The organism is Paenibacillus apiarius, from assembly GCF_017052585.1.
In the GTDB taxonomy this organism is placed as follows: domain Bacteria; phylum Bacillota; class Bacilli; order Paenibacillales; family Paenibacillaceae; genus Paenibacillus_B; species Paenibacillus_B apiarius.
This window is the reverse complement of sequence record NZ_JAFFHZ010000001.1, coordinates 60,454-74,861: the sequence shown is the minus strand read 5'-3', so window position 1 is coordinate 74,861 and position 14,408 is coordinate 60,454. Positions and strand designations below refer to the sequence as shown.

Here is a 14,408-nt window from a genome sequence, read left to right as displayed (position 1 = left end):
AGACGATGACAGCATCTTTATTGGATGGCAAAGCTTTATCTCGCACGATTCGCGAGGAGGTTAAACAGGAAACCGCACGTTTGAAGGAGCTTGGAATACAGCCCGGATTAGCCGTTGTGCTCGTCGGTGAAGATCCGGCATCGCAAGTATACGTCAACAGCAAGCACAAGGCATGTCTCGAGCTCGGTTTTTATTCCGAGGTCCACCGTCTGCCGAACGACACGACACAAGAGCAATTGCTGGAGCTTGTGGGACGGCTGAATGAACAAACCTCCATTCATGGCATTCTCGTTCAGCTCCCTCTGCCGAAGCATATTGACGAGAAGGCTGTCATTGACGCCATTTCCGTAGAGAAAGACGTCGATGGCTTCCATCCGATAAGCGTTGGCAATATGGTAATCGGCGATGAGTCGTTGTTGCCTTGCACGCCAGCCGGCGTGATGGAAATGCTGAAACGCAATCAAATTCCGGTTGAAGGAAAGCATGCCGTCGTCATCGGCCGAAGCAATATTGTCGGCAAGCCGATCTCTCTCTTGCTGCAAAGAGAGAACGCCACCGTCACCATGTGCCATTCCCGCACGAACAACATGCGCGAGCTTACGCGCATGGCCGACATATTGGTAGTCGCGATCGGGAAAGCTCAGTTCGTTGATCGTTCGTTCATCAAGCCGGGCGCCGTCATCATCGACGTGGGCATGAATCGGTTGGAGAACGGCAAATTGGCGGGCGACGTCAACTTCGATGACGTGGCAGAGGAATGCGGCTGGATAACACCGGTGCCAGGCGGTGTAGGCCCGATGACCATTACGATGCTGATGGTAAATACATTGAAGGCAGCGAAACGGATTCATCAGATTCAGTAACAGTCACTGACCAAGAACAGGGACGAAAAGTGCTCATTCTAATAGGTCACTTTTCAGCAGCCTTGGAAAGGAGGCAAAAAGTCATGTCTTCTGAAACGCGAATACTGTCCATTAAGGATGTAAATCGATATATCCGAATGAAATTGGATGGAGACGCCATGCTGCAGGATGTATGGCTGCGCGGCGAAATATCAAACTTCACGCACCATTCCAGCGGTCATATGTATTTCACGCTCAAGGATACCGACAGCCGTATCCGAACGATAATGTTTGCCTCCCACAATCAGAAGCTTGCTTTTCGTCCCAAGGAAGGGACACGGGTGATTGCGCGCGGATATGTAACGGTATACGAACGGGACGGGCAGTACCAGTTCTACGCGCAGCACATGCAGCCTGACGGGATCGGAAGCCTGTATATGGCTTATGAGCAGCTGAAGGGACGGTTGCAGGGAGAAGGGCTGTTCGCAGAGGATCGGAAGCGGCCGCTCCCGAGGTTCCCCAAAGCGATAGGGGTTATCACGTCTCCAACGGGTGCGGCGGTCCGCGATATCATGATTACATTGAAGCGCAGACAGCCGGGGATGTCGGTAATGCTCTACCCCGTGCTCGTACAGGGAACTCAAGCAGCCGCTTCGATTGCGACGGCGATTGAAGCGATGAATCGGCACCAAGAAGTGGATGTGCTGATCATTGGCCGCGGCGGCGGTTCACTGGAAGAATTGTGGGCCTTTAATGAAGAAGTCGTGGCCCGTGCCATCGCGGGGTCTGCGATTCCGGTTATTTCGGCCGTAGGGCACGAGACGGATTTCACGATTGCAGACTTCGTGGCGGATTTACGGGCGCCAACGCCGACGGCCGCCGCGGAGCTTGCGGTCCTCCATCATGAGGAGCTGAGCAAGCATCTGCTTCATATGCAGCAGCGGCTTCAGCACGGAATGAACCGTCTGTTGAATCGCAATCAAGAGCGCTTGATGCGCGCGCAGCAATCCTCCATGCTGAGAAGACCGGAGCAATTGACGTTGAAGCAGGCGGAGCGTCTGGAACGATTGACCGAGCAATTGCAGTACCGGTCGATGCAGCATATCGGAAGAGCAGAAGAACGCTGGAGAGAACTGCGCGGCCGTCTGCGCGAGCAGACTCCGGTCCATCAGATTCGCACGGCCAGGCAGCGGTTGACGAATGCCGAGCGGCAGCTGCGGCAGTCGATGACGGCTCAAATGATACAGCGCCAGATGGAGCTGGGCGGTCATATCCGCCAGCTGGATGCGCTTAGTCCGCTCAAAATCATGTCACGCGGATACAGCCTCGTGTATGACGAACAGGAATCCAAAATTATTCGCACCATCGCAGACGTTCAGCTCGGAGACGTGGTCAACGTGAAACTGAGCGACGGTCAATTGAATTGTCAAGTATGGTCTATGAAAGGAGAGCGTGAATAACCCCCATGGCAAAGAGCGAAGTCGAACTGATGGAAGAACTGAATTTCGAAGCGGCAATGGAGAAGCTGGAACAGATTGTCGCGCAATTAGAGGGCGGAGACGCTCCTTTGGAGAAAGCCATCGATTTATTCCAAGAAGGCATGCGCTTATCCAAGCTGTGTTCCGAGAAGCTTCAGCAAGTGGAACGCAAGATTGAAATGCTGACCGAACAGAACGGCGAGTTGAAACGACAACCATTCAGTCCCGAAGAAGAGGGTGGATCCATTGAGTAATTCTTCTCATCCCTTCGGAGCGTTCGCGTCTTACTTGAAGGAGCGTGCGGCCAGGCTGGAGCAATTGCTTCCGGCCATGCTGCCAGCCGGCTGGCACGTCCCTGAGCCGCTCAGGCAAGCGATGAATTATTCACTGATGGCGGGCGGAAAGCGGCTTCGCCCCGTATGCGTTTTGCTTGCTTGCGAAAGCTTGAACGGGCGGACCGCAGCCGCAGAGCCCGTTGCCTGCGCCGTCGAGATGATTCATACCTACTCGCTCGTCCATGATGATTTGCCAGCGCTTGACAATGACGATTATCGGCGCGGCAAGCCAACGAACCACAAAGTGTATGGCGAAGCTATGGCCATCTTGGCAGGCGATGGATTGCTAACGCATGCGTTCCATACGATCGTCCAGAGCAGCCGCCAATTCGGTGTTCCTGCTGATGTCGCCCTCGCCATCGTGGAAGAGTTGGCGGAATATGCCGGCATGAGAGGCATGGTCGGCGGACAAGCGGCCGATATGCTGGGCGAGCAAGGAATTACGACGCTTGAACAGCTGGAATATATTCACCTGCACAAAACAGGCGATCTCATCGTATTTTCGCTGCGCGCCGGGGGACGAATTGCCGGAGCTAATGAAGTTCAGCTTCGAGCGTTGACGATATATGGAACGAAGCTCGGCTTGGCCTTCCAGATTCAGGATGATATATTGGACGTCGTCGGTGATGAAGCGCTGCTTGGCAAAGCCAAAGGGAGCGACGAGAAGAGCGGCAAAGTGACTTATCCTTACTTTATCGGCATTGAAGCTTCGCAGCAAGAAGTGGAACGGTTGACACTGGAAGCGAAGCAGGCGATAAGTGATGCGGGTTTTCCTTCTCCCGAACATCTGTTCGATTTAGCTGACTATTTAATGAATCGCAACCATTAAATGGCGCGTAAAACGAAAAAAAATGTGATATAATAGGGCTTACGTAGAGTGGTGCAGTATTCTAGTCGGCCTCCCAACACTGAAGGCGGGCCTAAAAATTCGCCAAAGGGCACATCGATGAAGTTCCTGGTGTTGGCTTTCGACGCCCAGTCGGGGGCTGATGCTGGGAGTTAAGGTTGTGGGGCGATCCACAATGGCATGTGGGCGTTGACCCCGCTTCCGCGGAGGCCCAAGTGCGTGGTACGACGCCCTCGCGCGTCTCATTACGGCTTGGGGTATGAACCTACATTGCGAGTCGCACATATCATTTCCTCTTATCTAATGAAATGGTACTGTACGAACCCGGCTTGTTTGTAGCGTAGCCTGCCTTGAGTGAATCTGCAGGGATTACGGATGTGTAGAAAGGATGTCCTTCGGCCAAAGGCCATATCTTTCGGATGCCGTTTGAAATCTGGTTTGCAAAAGAGGCTAAGGGTTGGTTCAAGGCTGCTTGAGGAAAACTCCTAGACTGTTCACGGCGTGAGACTTCTTGGGGATTATAGTGTGGACTAAGTGGTAATTCAGTCTGACGATTGGCAACGACGTCAAGACGGCCGTAAAGGGAAACTGCCTGTTCGGCGACGAAGAGGTGGTCGTCTGGGAAAACCTACTGGACCTAAGCCACAGCGTTTACTCAAGAAGTTGCCACTCCCAATTTATTCAGATTCGACTGATTCGTTATAACCTTAAAGGATGGAACAGCAAATACAATGAAATTTTCATTTAAACATTCCGTTCGGTGGAGCGTCTTGATTTTCTTTATCACATTTGCGCTTGCTGCCATCTTCTCCGTCACATCCACCGCGATGCTGGAAGGAGTGGGTTGGAGCATTGGCATGGTGATTGTGCTCCTGCTCGTGCTTATCGGAGTGTTTTTTGATATGATGGGCTTAGCTGCTGCGGCTGCGAATGAAACGCCGTTTCACGCGATGGCCTCGGAGAAGGTCCGTGGCGCCAAGCAGGCGATTTCTATCGTGCGCAACGCAGATCGGTTCTCTAATTTCTGCAATGACGTCATTGGTGATATTACGGGGGTTATCAGCGGAGCGGCAACAGCCATCGTCGTCACGAATCTGCTGTATGCAATGGATGCGGACACGGCGCTGATGAAGACGGTTACGAGCGTTGTCTTTACTGGTCTGGTGTCGGCATTGACAGTGGGAGGCAAGGCGTTGGGCAAATCATTTGCCATTTATTATGCAACACCAATCGTGCTGCTTATTGGCAGATGCTTTTATGTTATAGAGACGAAGCTCAAAATTCCGCTCTTCACGAAGAAACGCAGCAAATCGAAACAACGAAAGCGAGGGAAATCCCGTGCTGCTCGAACAGATTAACCAACCTAGCGATTTAAAGCGAATGACTAAAGAACAGCTAGTTCCGTTGGCGGAGGAAATTCGCCAATTTCTTATCGAAAAATTATCTGCGACAGGCGGACATTTGGCTCCCAACTTGGGCGTAGTCGAGCTTACGCTTGTCCTGCATTATTTATATGACAGTCCCAAGGATAAAATGATATTCGACGTCGGTCATCAAGCTTATGTACATAAGATATTGACCGGGCGCAGAGACCGGTTCGATACGCTCCGTCAATACAAGGGATTGTGCGGCTTCGTCAAACGTGCGGAAAGCGAGCACGATGTATGGGAAGCGGGCCATAGCAGCACTTCTCTGTCAGCGGCGATGGGTATGGCGCTGTCACGCGATTATAAAGGCGAAGACAGCAAAGTGATTGCCGTCATTGGAGATGGCGCGCTCACCGGCGGGATGGCTCTAGAAGCGCTCAATCATATTGGGCATGAACAGAAAAAATTAATGGTGGTCTTGAACGATAATGAAATGTCGATTGCGCCGAACGTTGGAGCTCTGCATAATTATTTGAGCAAAATACGCTCTGACCGCAATTACAAAAAAGCGAAAGAAGAAGTGGAACAGCTACTGAAGAAGATTCCAGCCATCGGCGGCAAGTTGGCCAAGACAGCGGAACGGCTAAAAGACAGTTTCAAGTATCTAGTCGTATCCGGCATGCTGTTCGAAGAATTCGGCCTGAAATATTTCGGACCGGTTGACGGTCATGATATCGAGAAGCTGATTGACATTTTCCAACAGGCGGATCGCGTGGATGGTCCCGTGCTTGTCCACGTCCTGACGACCAAGGGGAAGGGATATTCACCTGCGGAGGCCGATTCGCACAAGTGGCATGGCATCTCTCCTTATAAGATTGAATCCGGTCAACCGTTGAAGGCGGTTGGCAATCCGATGTATACGGAAGTGTTCTCGAACGCCTTAATCGAACTGGCGCGGCAGGATGAGCGTATCGTCGCTGTAACGCCGGCGATGCCAGGCGGCTCCGGGCTCCTTAAGTTCGCCGAGATGTTCCCAGGCCGGATGATCGATGTCGGCATAGCGGAGCAGCACGCAGCCACGATGTGTGCGGCGCTTGCAATGGAAGGGATGAAGCCGGTGTTCGCCGTCTATTCGACCTTCCTGCAGCGCGCTTATGACCAAGTCGTGCACGATATCTGCCGTCAACATGCCAACGTCGTATTCGCCATCGATCGCGCTGGATTTGTCGGTCCAGACGGCGAGACGCACCACGGCGTATTCGATATTCCGTTCCTGCGTCACATTCCGAACATGGTGCTGATGATGCCGAAGGACGAGAACGAGCTGCGCCATATGATGAAGACCGCGCTAGATTATGATGCCGGCCCGATAGCAGTCCGCTATCCGCGCATTAACGGTCTAGGCGTGAAGCTGGATGAAGTTCTCACTCCGATTCCGATCGGTTCATGGGAAATGGTTCGCCAAGGCGATCATGCGGCCGTGCTTGCCATCGGACCGATGGTCCAAGTTGCGCAAGAAGCGGCGGAGCAATTGCGGCGTGAAGGGATTCAATTGCGAATCATCAATGCCCGCTTCATCAAGCCGCTTGACGAAGCATTGCTAATCCAGCTTGCGAAGGAGCAGATTCCTCTTCTTGTGATGGAAGAAGGAGCCATGGCAGGCGGATTGGCGAGCGCGGTAATGGAATTTTATGCAGAGAATCATTTATTCGGAGTTAAAATCAAGCCGATCGGTGTTCCGGACTGCTTTATCGAGCACGGAAGCATTAATGAACAACGCCAAGAGGTCGGCTTAACGGCAGAACGTCTAGCGAAGGAAGTTCATACGATGCTGTTCGCGCATGGGAACAATGTGATGACCCGGGCTTAGACGATGCAATCTCGTTGCAGAGAGTGAATGAAGACAGGAGCAAAGGATGTCTATACCAAAAGAACGGATTGATGTCCTGCTGGTTGAGCAGGGCTACTATGATAGTCGCGAGAAGGCCAAAAAGGCCATTATGGCTGGGCTGGTCTATACAAATGAAGAACGAATCGAGAAGGCGGGCATGAAGGTTCCGCGCGATGTCTCCATTAAGGTGAAGGGCGCGCTGCATCCTTATGTCAGCCGCGGCGGATTAAAGCTGGAGAAGGCGATACGCCAGTTCGGATTATCTTTTGACGGCAGCGTGATGCTGGATATCGGAGCATCGACGGGGGGCTTTACCGATTGCGCTCTTCAAAATGGAGCGAGTCAAGTGTACGCCATTGATGTAGGTTATAATCAATTGGATTGGTCCTTGCGGAATGACGAGCGGGTGCACGTCATGGAACGGACCAATTTTCGCTACATGGAGCCAGAGCATCTCGAAGGCCCGCAGCCGGATACGGCGACGATTGATGTATCCTTCATATCGCTTAAGTTGATTCTCCCGCCTTTGAAGCGGCTTCTCGCGAGCGGAGGGCGCGTCGTTGCTCTCATCAAGCCGCAGTTCGAGGCAGGACGGGAGAAGGTAGGCAAATCGGGCGTTGTGCGTGACCCGAACACGCATGAGCAAGTGCTGCGCGACGTTTTGGATTTTGCCGCTTCCATCGGGTTTCACTTAGAAGGGTTGACTTACTCTCCAATTACCGGTGGCGAGGGCAATATTGAATTTTTAGCGTATTGGACTGTACCAGAACAGGCGAATGAGCTTGAAGAGCACATATCCCGCGAAGGGATTGCCGCTGTCGTCAAGGAAGCCAATTCCACATTTCGCACTTCATAAGGTATTAAATAGGCCAAGCAGCAAAGGAAACTCATCCGGGACAGGCATCCGACGGATGAGTTTCTTTTGCTCTTCCATTTGATGAATATTGTAAGCGGCATAGATCCTAATCCTAACCTGAGGTGAATGACCGTATGGGCGATCAATGGTTGATGGGCATAATCGGAATCGGATTATTGCTTTGGCTTTGTTTTGGGCTGCGCCATTATGTGCGTACGTCTGAGCCGCTGGAGGATGTACTGTTAAGCGACCGGTTCCCGCAAGACGAAGAAGTGATTGCTTTAATTGAAAGCAGCGGCTACGAAATCATCGGCGGTAAATTTTTCGTTCCGCTGCATTTTTGTCTGGATGGGGAAAATTTGGAGCCGACACGAATTTGGGGTGATATGGTCGTCAAACGTGACGAACAATGGTATATTGTTCGTATCGCACGAGAACGGATGCAGCTGGATTGGGGCGCGAGCGGGCTGCGAAAGCTGTGGACACCTTACTTTGCGGCTTATCCGGATTGCGCCGGATTGCTTATTGTAGATTTGTTGGAACGGCGGGTGCGTCTGCTGCGTATGGATTTTGGAGAAGCACAATCCTGATAAGTGGTTTATTTATATTGATTTCAGTGAATATTTACACACATGATTGATCTAATGGAGGGCATGCATGAAAGGACAACGACATATCAAAATCAGAGAGATCGTGATGAATAATGACATCGAGACACAGGATGAACTGGTGGATGCGCTGCGTCAAGCCGGATTCCATGTGACGCAAGCGACTGTGTCTCGAGATATGAAAGAACTGCACCTTATTAAAGTTCCAATGGATAATGGTCGATATAAATATTCGCTTCCAATCGATCAGCGCTTCAATCCGGCACAGAAATTGAAACGCGCATTGTTGGATAACTTCGTGAGCGTCGATAGTGCCGAGAATCTGGTTGTCATGAAGTGCTTGCCTGGCACGGCAAATGCGATCGCCGTGCTGATGGACTCGATCGAGTGGCCTGAAATTATGGGTACGGTATGCGGTGATGATACGATTCTTATCATATGCCGAACGAAACAGCTTAGCCAGGCCGTCGTAGACCAGATTATGAGCCATATTTCATAACTTGCGCTCGGGAGGGGTGCTCCATGTTAGTAGCTATATCCATTCGTAATTTGGCGGTTGTCGAATCGGTGCAACTGCACTTTCATCGTGGATTTCATGTTCTTACAGGGGAAACGGGAGCAGGTAAATCCATCATTATTGATGCGCTTGGGCTTATCGGCGGAGCACGCGGATCGTCTGACTTCGTCCGCTACGGATGCGACCGGGCTGAGGTAGAAGCTTCATTCGATCTTCCAGGAGATCATCCGGTCTGGAATGCGTTATCTCGCTTGGGCATTCAAGCGGATCGTGACGAACTGCTTATTATCCGACGGGAATTAACGGCGCAAGGCAAGAGCCTGTGCAGGATCAACGGTCAAATGGTCAATCTGACGATGCTGCGCGAGGTTGGAGAATTGCTTATCAATATACATGGTCAGCATGAACACCAATCGCTGCTCAAGGTGGAGCGTCATCTGGAATGGCTGGACGCATACGGCGGTGAGGAACTGGCTGCAATCAAGCGACGATACCGTGAAGACTTCGGATGCTTCATGGCTCTTCAGCACGAATTGAACCAATTGAAGGAGACGAGCCAGCAAGCGTATCAGATGCTTGATCTGTATCGCTTCCAGATTGAAGAACTCAACAACGCCCAACTAAAAATTGGCGAAGATGAATGTTTATCGGAAGAAAAGCGCAAACTAGCCAATGCAGAGAAGCTGATGGACTCTGTGAACAATGCTTATGAGCGTTTATATGCGCAAGGCGCCATGGATTTCGTCAATCTCGCGCTATCGAAGCTTGAGGATGTAATGGTGTATGATACGGTGAAATTTCAGCCTATGGTGGAGCAGCTTCAGTCAGCATATTATCAGTTGGAGGATGCTGCGTATCAGCTCAGGGACTACCGTGAAAATATAGAGTTCAATCCAGTTCGTCTCGAACAGATTGAGGAGCGTCTTGATCAGCTTACCTCATTAAAGCGCAAATATGGCTCAACCGTCGAGGAGATGCTTCAATATTTACAGCGGATCGAAGCGGAGGCGGATAAGATTGAACATAAGGACGAACGCATCGCCGCGTTGGAAAAGGAAGCGCAGGAACGGCTTGCGAAGCTGACGCGGAAAGCGGAGGCATTAACCAATGCAAGGCGCCAATTGGCGAATGAACTAACGGCGCGTATCGAAGCAGAATTGCAGCACCTTCATATGGAACGAACACGGCTCGATGTGCGGCTCGATCGGCTGCAAGGCGAACATGGCTTCGATGTGGGCGGCGTCCCGGTTCGCTTTACGAAGAATGGTTGGGATGATGCCGAGTTTCTTATTTCCCCCAATCCCGGCGAACCGCTTCGCCCCCTTCATAAGATTGCGTCCGGGGGAGAATTGTCCCGTATTATGCTGGCGATGAAGACCATATTTGCAGAGGTGGATCGAGTCCCGGTGATCATATTCGATGAAGTGGATACGGGAGTTAGCGGCCGTGCCGCGCAAGCGATAGCGGAGAAGCTGGCGTGGGTGTCCCGCAGCGGACAAGTATTCGCCATTACGCATCTGCCCCAGGTGGCTTGCATGGCTGATCATCAGTATTATATCGAGAAGCAGGTCCGTGATGAGCGCACTTCAACGCAGGTAACGGAATTAGACGAAACAGGACGCATCGCCGAGTTGGCTCGCATGCTTGGAGGCGTGGAAGTAACGGAAAGAACTTTGCATCATGCACAAGAAATGCTGAAGTTGGCTGAACGTCAAAAAGGTGCGTAAATAAAGGGATTGAGGAATCATTTTCACTAATAAAACGTAGGGGTCAAGGATACCTTAAAGTTACGAAAACGGCACGTCCTTTTCGTCAAGCTTCCGCCAACAAAGGAGTGTGACACCTTTGAACCCCAACGTAAAACGTCTGCTCGGTCTGATGCTAGTCATTATCGTTTGTTTATGCTGCACCACAGCTCCATTTCGCACTTTTGCGGCATTGCCGAGCCAGCTTCGATTATTTGAAGGAGAGCAAAAAGAACTTCATCTCGTTATGCCTGTACACGCTAAAGCCACGGTGGACCGACCGGATATTTTGCGTGTCAATGGCGAGAATCGCCCCTCCTTCGATTTATCGCTGCAGCAGCCGATTTCCCTTCAGTCGTCCCAATCCGGACAGGCTGAACTTAAGCTGAAGCTGTTCGGAGGCATTCCATTAAAGACGCTCAAAGTGAATGTCGTTCCTAATTTGCGCGTCATTCCTGGTGGACAGACGATCGGCGTCAAAGTCAAATCAGCGGGCATTCTTGTTGTAGGTCACCATCTGGTCCATGTAAGTCCAGATAACAAAATCTCTCCTGGAGAAGCAGCAGGAGTCCGATTAGGCGATCTCATTATGAGTATGAACGGGATTCGACTAAATGATGTAAGCAAAGTGGCGGATATTGTGAAGCAAGCCGGGGAGAGCAAAAAGCCGCTTGAACTCCTTATCCGCCGCGGTGAAACGGAAGTGAAGACACAGCTAACGCCTGCTTATGATACGGAGGATAAGACGTGGAGACTCGGATTGTATATCCGTGACTCTGCGGCGGGCGTAGGAACACTTACTTTCTATGCACCCGATCAAGGCGTGTATGGAGCTTTGGGACACGTAATTACCGATATGGATACGCAGTCGCCCATTGTCGTTGGTCAAGGTGAAATCGTACAATCGAACGTAACCTCGATATCCAAGAGCCAAAATGGTGAACCTGGTGAGAAAAGAGCCCATTTTTTGAAGGAAAGCCGAGTCTTAGGCAATATTGAACGGAATACTCCGTTCGGAATATTCGGGAAAATGACGGCTACTCCAGATCACAGTTTATTTAAAGAGCCTATACCGGTAGCGTTTAGTGAGGAAGTGCAGGAAGGACCCGCGGAAATGTTGACGGTCGTGAACGGTCAACAGGTCGAGCGCTTCAAAATCGAAATTGCGCATCTGACAAAGCAATCTACGCCTGCAACCAAAGGTATGGTCATTCGGATTACTGATCCGCGACTATTGCAGAAGACCGGTGGAATCGTTCAGGGAATGAGCGGCAGTCCAATCATTCAGAATGGCAAACTAATCGGAGCCGTTACTCATGTCTTCGTCAACGACCCAAGCTCAGGTTATGGTTGCTTTATTGAATGGATGCTGCAGGATGCGGGTGTCGTCTTATCGGCGCCGCAGACGTGGGGGCTACAGGGGAAGGTACACGCGCAGCGTGCTCCTTCTCCTTTTTCACTAAGCAAATCGACACCAATGTCGAACCTTTACGAATCAGCACGAATAATGTAGAAATTTATAATAAATCTTCATTATAATGGATCTTTTCGAAAAAATAAAGAAAAAAAGTTTTCGACAGAAGGAATTTCATTCTTGATGTCGAATAACATGATCTGGAAAGGATTTAACACTCATTGTATTGGTGCCGATATGCGAAACTTTGACAAGGGAGGATTAAAAGTTGCAAAAGATCGAAATACTGTTAGCGGACGACAACCGAGAATTCACTAATTTGTTAGCTGATTTCTTATCAGAACAAGACGACATGGTCGTCACTGGGGTCGCCTATAATGGCGAAGAGGTACTCCAATTCCTGGAGCAGACGAGAGCGGTGCCGGACGTGCTCATTCTCGATATTATTATGCCGCATTTAGACGGCTTGGGTGTGTTAGAACGTTTGCGAAGCTTGAACTTGTCCCCGCAACCAAAGATCATTATGCTCACCGCATTTGGGCAGGAGAGCATTACGCAACGTGCGGTCCAACTTGGCGCCTCGTATTACATATTGAAGCCATTCGATATGGATATTTTGGCCAATCGCATTCGGCAGTTAGCTGGCGTATCGTCGAATACCGCTTTAACGGGCGGTTCCAGTGCCAGCAGCTTGATGACTTCATCCTCCAAATCCAATGTTGTACAGCTGGGCAAGACGAAGAATTTGGATGCCAATATCACTTCGATTATTCATGAAATCGGTGTTCCGGCACATATTAAAGGATATCAGTATTTGCGCGAAGCAATTACGATGGTATATAACAACATTGAAATTTTGGGTTCGATTACGAAGACATTATATCCTGCGATTGCGGAAAAATACAAAACGACGCCGAGCCGCGTAGAACGTGCCATTCGCCATGCGATTGAGGTTGCTTGGACGCGCGGCAACATCGACAGCATCAGCCGTCTGTTCGGCTACACAATCAACATCAGCAAGTCAAAGCCAACGAACAGCGAATTCATTGCGATGGTAGCCGACAAGCTGCGCATTGAGCATAAGGTGAGCTGAAGAGGTAAGGAGTAAGGGGTTAAGGTGATGTATCAAACGTTTGTTCCCGTAAACTTATCGGCGTCCCGTTAAAACGTTCCGATAAACTTTTCGCAAACACTCCAACAAAAATTTACGATTCACCTCCGTTCGTGCCGTAACTTTGGCGGCCGTTGACTTAGCGACAGTGCAGCGCAAATCCTTGCCCGGCGCAGGCTAATAGTGGCTGACGAGGCGTCATTGCGTCTGCATTAGACAACTTAATACGTAAACTAAGACGCCCACCTGTCCGATAAACTTTCGGAGGTGGGCGTTTTTAATGTAAAAACACGAACGATGCGCTTATCGAACCTGTTTATTATAGGTAGTTGAACGCAGATAGCCCTACCGTATTCCGAAGTGGCTGAACGACGCTGCAAACGTTAATTTCTCGCATATCTTGCAGGACGGATTAAAATCGTATCTTGGCGCTACGGATCGAAAACCATACGGCAACGGCCCCGTTGAATAAAACGGGGCTTTACTTGTTTTTCCACGTACTCCTCTCGCAGATCGTTTTCGCGCCTTAAATTTGAGGGGGACTGACTACGGCGAACCAAGCCGCGTGTCACGCGACGACCGGAATAGTATACGGCTCGCCCTCTCGATACATCGGAGACTCCACGTCCGTTTGCGTAGCCTATTCGATCATTTCACCAACTCACCGAAGTTTAGTCTGTCACAAAAGGACTAGTGAAAGATATTAGCTTAGATGCGATAATAAAATTATAAATTCTTCGCGAAGAAAAGGATATTGTATAATAGAATTATAAGTAGTAATCAATTATAAAAGAGGGGGACAATCATGATGGAAAATCTTTGGAAAAAGATTTTGAAGAAAGGTTTTACAGTCGAATTGGATCAACTTCCAAAGAATAAACAAGCATTTTTAGATGAAATTGAACGTTATTGTGTGAAAGAAAAGGTAGCATACGAATTTGTAGAATACGATAGACCTGCAGTTATTTCTATAGATAATGTTGTTTATAAATGCCAAGTTGAAAATGCAGGAAGACCAGGCTTTGTGCTCCATTTTAAAGAAATTTAATACCACAATGATTGTTTTATAAAGGAAAAAGCCCCGTTCAATAAAACGGGGCTTTTTGTGTACCGAGCCCCTGTATTCCGAATGTTCGAACGCTCTTTCATATCTCCGATTCTTTATGTGTACAAGTCACTACATTTATTCTGGAGCAACAGTAAGATAAGTAACTGAGAAAGGCATACTCTATTTTACACCCTCGCTATGTCCACAATCCACTTAGATTAAGTTTTCTTTATAGAATATTACATTAATGTTTAATAACCGACAAAATATTAGCCCTATCGTACTATATACCAGAAGATTGATTAATTAGTAATATTTTGTTAAGAGTTCGGCCGACTTATATTGCATT

General features: G+C 49.7%; 13 protein-coding genes. All 13 read left to right on the top strand.

Translation table 11 applies throughout. The features are described 5' to 3' along the window. The first annotated feature begins 5 nt into the window (after positions 1 to 5). The 13 genes from folD to JSQ80_RS00310 all read left to right on the top strand — a co-directional run bounded on the left by folD (position 6) and on the right by JSQ80_RS00310 (position 14,059). Positions 6 to 863, top strand: a complete 858-nt coding sequence (gene folD, locus JSQ80_RS00370; RefSeq protein WP_206093926.1) for a bifunctional methylenetetrahydrofolate dehydrogenase/methenyltetrahydrofolate cyclohydrolase FolD — start codon at positions 6 to 8, stop codon at positions 861 to 863. An 83-nt stretch (positions 864 to 946) separates the two neighbouring features. Beyond that, on the top strand, positions 947 to 2,302 hold the full coding sequence (gene xseA, locus JSQ80_RS00365; RefSeq protein WP_206093925.1) for an exodeoxyribonuclease VII large subunit: 1,356 nt from the start codon (positions 947 to 949) through the stop codon (positions 2,300 to 2,302). A gap of 5 nt (positions 2,303 to 2,307) precedes the next feature. Continuing rightward, the gene (gene xseB, locus JSQ80_RS00360) at positions 2,308 to 2,574 is read left to right on the top strand and encodes an exodeoxyribonuclease VII small subunit (RefSeq protein WP_206093924.1); all 267 of its coding nucleotides are present in this window, start codon (positions 2,308 to 2,310) and stop codon (positions 2,572 to 2,574) included. Beyond that, on the top strand, positions 2,567 to 3,484 hold the full coding sequence (locus tag JSQ80_RS00355; protein WP_140397883.1) for a polyprenyl synthetase family protein: 918 nt from the start codon (positions 2,567 to 2,569) through the stop codon (positions 3,482 to 3,484). The genes xseB and JSQ80_RS00355 overlap by 8 nt, the downstream gene beginning before the upstream one ends. Positions 3,485 to 4,233: 749 nt before the next feature. Continuing rightward, the gene (locus JSQ80_RS00350; protein WP_087433755.1) at positions 4,234 to 4,860 is read left to right on the top strand and encodes a CNNM metal transporter family protein; all 627 of its coding nucleotides are present in this window, start codon (positions 4,234 to 4,236) and stop codon (positions 4,858 to 4,860) included. After that, entirely contained in the window at positions 4,841 to 6,739 is a 1,899-nt protein-coding gene (gene dxs / locus JSQ80_RS00345; protein WP_206093923.1) for a 1-deoxy-D-xylulose-5-phosphate synthase, read from the top strand. The genes JSQ80_RS00350 and dxs overlap by 20 nt, the downstream gene beginning before the upstream one ends. Positions 6,740 to 6,785: 46 nt before the next feature. Continuing rightward, a complete protein-coding gene (locus tag JSQ80_RS00340) occupies positions 6,786 to 7,616 on the top strand; it encodes a TlyA family RNA methyltransferase (RefSeq protein WP_087433757.1) in 831 nt (276 codons plus the stop codon). A gap of 134 nt (positions 7,617 to 7,750) precedes the next feature. Beyond that, positions 7,751 to 8,206 (top strand): DNA-binding protein, encoded by a 456-nt coding sequence (locus tag JSQ80_RS00335; RefSeq protein ID WP_206093922.1) that lies wholly within the window; start codon positions 7,751 to 7,753, stop codon positions 8,204 to 8,206. A gap of 67 nt (positions 8,207 to 8,273) precedes the next feature. Then, positions 8,274 to 8,723 (top strand): transcriptional regulator AhrC/ArgR, encoded by a 450-nt coding sequence (gene ahrC / locus JSQ80_RS00330; protein ID WP_019422907.1) that lies wholly within the window; start codon positions 8,274 to 8,276, stop codon positions 8,721 to 8,723. 23 nt (positions 8,724 to 8,746) lie between these two features. Continuing rightward, positions 8,747 to 10,468: a DNA repair protein RecN gene (recN, locus tag JSQ80_RS00325; RefSeq protein ID WP_206093921.1), complete on the top strand. Its 1,722-nt coding sequence runs from the start codon at positions 8,747 to 8,749 to the stop codon at positions 10,466 to 10,468. Between the two features lie 118 nt (positions 10,469 to 10,586). Beyond that, positions 10,587 to 11,999, top strand: a complete 1,413-nt coding sequence (gene spoIVB, locus JSQ80_RS00320) for a SpoIVB peptidase (protein ID WP_206093920.1) — start codon at positions 10,587 to 10,589, stop codon at positions 11,997 to 11,999. A 169-nt stretch (positions 12,000 to 12,168) separates the two neighbouring features. Then, positions 12,169 to 12,993 carry a sporulation transcription factor Spo0A gene (gene spo0A / locus JSQ80_RS00315; protein WP_087433761.1) on the top strand — a complete coding sequence of 275 codons (825 nt, stop codon included), beginning with the start codon at positions 12,169 to 12,171 and terminating at the stop codon, positions 12,991 to 12,993. Positions 12,994 to 13,816: 823 nt separating this feature from the next. Further along, positions 13,817 to 14,059 carry a DUF4318 domain-containing protein gene (locus JSQ80_RS00310; protein WP_206093919.1) on the top strand — a complete coding sequence of 81 codons (243 nt, stop codon included), beginning with the start codon at positions 13,817 to 13,819 and terminating at the stop codon, positions 14,057 to 14,059. Positions 14,060 to 14,408: the final 349 nt, after the last annotated feature.

Coding starts and splice junctions, on each gene's coding strand:
- folD (WP_206093926.1), top strand. CDS start 6: ATGACAGCATCTTTATTGGATGGCAAAGCTTTATCTCGCACGATTCGC.
- xseB (WP_206093924.1), top strand. CDS start 2,308: ATGGCAAAGAGCGAAGTCGAACTGATGGAAGAACTGAATTTCGAAGCG.
- JSQ80_RS00350 (WP_087433755.1), top strand. CDS start 4,234: ATGAAATTTTCATTTAAACATTCCGTTCGGTGGAGCGTCTTGATTTTC.
- JSQ80_RS00335 (WP_206093922.1), top strand. CDS start 7,751: ATGGGCGATCAATGGTTGATGGGCATAATCGGAATCGGATTATTGCTT.
- recN (WP_206093921.1), top strand. CDS start 8,747: ATGTTAGTAGCTATATCCATTCGTAATTTGGCGGTTGTCGAATCGGTG.
- JSQ80_RS00340 (WP_087433757.1), top strand. CDS start 6,786: ATGTCTATACCAAAAGAACGGATTGATGTCCTGCTGGTTGAGCAGGGC.
- JSQ80_RS00310 (WP_206093919.1), top strand. CDS start 13,817: ATGATGGAAAATCTTTGGAAAAAGATTTTGAAGAAAGGTTTTACAGTC.
- xseA (WP_206093925.1), top strand. CDS start 947: ATGTCTTCTGAAACGCGAATACTGTCCATTAAGGATGTAAATCGATAT.
- ahrC (WP_019422907.1), top strand. CDS start 8,274: ATGAAAGGACAACGACATATCAAAATCAGAGAGATCGTGATGAATAAT.